The organism is Thermodesulfobacteriota bacterium (assembly GCA_039028315.1).
Lineage (GTDB): Bacteria > Desulfobacterota_D > UBA1144 > Nemesobacterales > UBA2774 > CR02bin9.
Genome location: JBCCIH010000260.1, coordinates 1 through 2,103, shown reverse-complemented (window position 1 = coordinate 2,103; position 2,103 = coordinate 1). Strand labels below are relative to the sequence as shown.

The 2,103-nt window shown below is 39.9% G+C and carries 2 protein-coding genes; one reads left to right on the top strand and one right to left on the bottom strand.

Translation table 11 applies throughout. The features are described 5' to 3' along the window. The first annotated feature begins 118 nt into the window (after positions 1 to 118). Positions 119 to 1,525: an IPTL-CTERM sorting domain-containing protein gene (locus tag AAF462_11740; GenBank protein ID MEM7009794.1), complete on the top strand. Its 1,407-nt coding sequence runs from the start codon at positions 119 to 121 to the stop codon at positions 1,523 to 1,525. A 1-nt stretch (position 1,526) separates the two neighbouring features. Here the strand turns inward: AAF462_11740 and AAF462_11735 are convergent, their stop codons facing one another. Further along, the gene (locus AAF462_11735) at positions 1,527 to 2,084 is read right to left on the bottom strand and encodes a hypothetical protein (protein MEM7009793.1); all 558 of its coding nucleotides are present in this window, start codon (positions 2,082 to 2,084) and stop codon (positions 1,527 to 1,529) included. Positions 2,085 to 2,103 lie beyond the last annotated feature (19 nt).

Sequence of the window (2,103 nt, the reverse complement as noted above, 5' to 3'; positions counted from 1 at the left end):
GACTAATTGGATTTATGGTGATAAGAAGACGGGCGGCGTATTAAAAACAAGTATCAATAGATTTCTATATATGCTAGAATAGCATTAATATTTGGTGGCAAATCCTGGGAGGGAACTAATGCTAAACTTAACTAGATACTCAATCTATAGCTCTATTCTATTATCTTTTGTAGTAATTTCCGCATCTCTATTTGTTCATGAATCTGCAAATGCTCAGGTCAAAAACCTTTCCTGTGAGGCTATTCAGATAACTGATGGACCTTTTGGCTCGGGTGATCCTTACGCATGCCAAAACGGAATATTGTTTGAATCTAGAGATGATCTATTAAATAACGGCCATACACCTGATCAACCAGATATATTTTTTGCAGACGTGACCGATCCAAGAAACCCTGTTTTCTATCAGATAACAAATTCACCTATGTTGGGAGAGGAAGACTTTCTAACAGCTACAATTAGTGAAGATTGCACCAGTATAGCTATAAGATCAGGACAGAATTTAACAGGCCAAAACGGTGGTAATGTCCTTCAATTATACTACGGCGATATAAGCGATCCTAGCAACCCTATACTCACACAAATTACCAACAATACAGAAGAAGAAGAAAATGAAGGTACAGCCATAATCTCAGGTGATGGTAGTAAAATCGGATTCCAATCGGGACTTAACATAGCTAATATGAACCCTGCAATGGATAGGATCTTCTTTGTATATGATCATTTCAACAATGCATCACCATTTAAAGCAGTTACTCCGACGGACGTAGGTTCTGGAACTAACTCTCCTCGTTTGAGCTTTGACGGCACATCCTATGTAATTACATCTAGTGCCAATTTCATGCCACCAAATCAAAACCCATTAATGGTTGATCAGCTTTATTTGTTTGACATAACATATAATCCTCCGGCCATGCCTACTATTAATCCGTTCCAAATTACAAATAATTCAACTCCGTCTGTAGTTCCTTTTAATTTTACAGACAGAGGTATATCCGGCAACGGTAATGTAGCCAGCCTTGTTTCAAACATAGATTTAACAACCATGAGCACAGGCGGTGCAGAACAGCTATTTATAGCGCACGTTGAAAACCCGGCAGCTCCAACACTTACACAAGTAACAAAAACTAGTACCGATGCTGCGGATGATACACCAATTCTTAATTTTCCAGGTGACAGGGCAGCTTTTATAAGCAATGCCCCGGAATTTAAACAAAGTCCAGGTAATGGACCAACAATTGTTGTTGCTGATATAAGTGATCCGAATAACCCATTATTCACATCACTTCTAAATTCTCCTCTGGGAATTAATATAGATGAACTATCAGCCCCGGTTGATTTTTCTTTCTTTACATATGAGGATGAATTTTTCGTTAATGAGGAAGAGGAGATTGAACAGGTTTATTTTCTAAGAAACTGCGATCTTCCAAGAAATGTTCCGACAATTTCAGAGTGGGGCCTAATCGCCATGGCTGGTATCTTAGGGCTTATTGGATTTATGGTGATAAGAAGAAGGGCGCTCGCTTAGACTAAAACTTTCTTTTTAGATAGAAGAACACGGAAAAACTATCTTCATTAAAAAAGCTGTCGTCTGTGGCAAGCTCAGTATCAGGAATTGCAACAAACGGCACCACACCACCATAGAAAATAGTGTTCCTGTTTTCATTGTCCCCGAAATTAAGCATGTAATCTTCTACAAACTGAACTTCAGGATCCGGGAGTAGTGATATTTGCTCTTGCTGATTATTCTCGGCGGTGCTGCTGTTTGGCTCAGCAATCGAAGCTTGAAGCTCTATCTCTTGTGCTGTAGGTCCTTCGGGCGTGTCGGCACTGGAACTCTGGATAGATTCGGGTTCGATTTCAAGATTTAACCCGCATATTTCTCTTCGGGCCTCTCTTTCTGAAGGGTCAAGATTGTTTATAGTCTCGATGCTGCAGATAATCCCCTCCTGACGGGCCTTTCGTATAGCCTGATCAATAGAAATGGGCACAACTGGCATATTTTGCGCAGCTAGATCGCTGACAAATAGAATAAAGCTTGCCCCAACTAATATTGTTAAAACAAAAACCCGTGTAAAAACCTGCATCTATTTTCCCTCAAAACCT